Origin of the sequence: Acinetobacter sp. ANC 4805 (assembly GCF_022549495.1) — a bacterium.
Taxonomy (GTDB): Bacteria; Pseudomonadota; Gammaproteobacteria; order Pseudomonadales; family Moraxellaceae; genus Acinetobacter.
On the sequence record NZ_JAKZGD010000032.1, the window covers coordinates 1 to 257 of the forward strand.

General features: G+C 50.2%; 1 protein-coding gene. It reads right to left on the reverse strand.

All coding sequences use genetic code 11. The annotated features are described in order from the left end of the window. The coding region (locus tag MMP60_RS15870) for an Ig-like domain-containing protein (protein ID WP_241337291.1) at positions 1-257 on the reverse strand (257 nt) is incomplete at both ends.

The following is a 257-nucleotide window of genomic DNA, read 5'->3' on the forward strand; positions in this document are numbered from 1 at the left end:
GTGCTGCCATCTGGGAAAGTCACCGTTACGGTTGAACCCGGTTCTGCTGTACCGGTAATCGGATCTGTTGCATTGATTGGATCAAGTACTGGTGCGTTTGGTGGAGTGGTATCAATCGTTAATACCGCGGTATCTGTTCCGACATTGCCCGCTAAGTCAGTCGCAGTCACGGTAACGCTATAGCTGCCTTCTGCCAATGCAGCCAAGCTATTGTCTGCTAAGGTCCAAGTACCATCACCATTGTTGGTGGCTACATA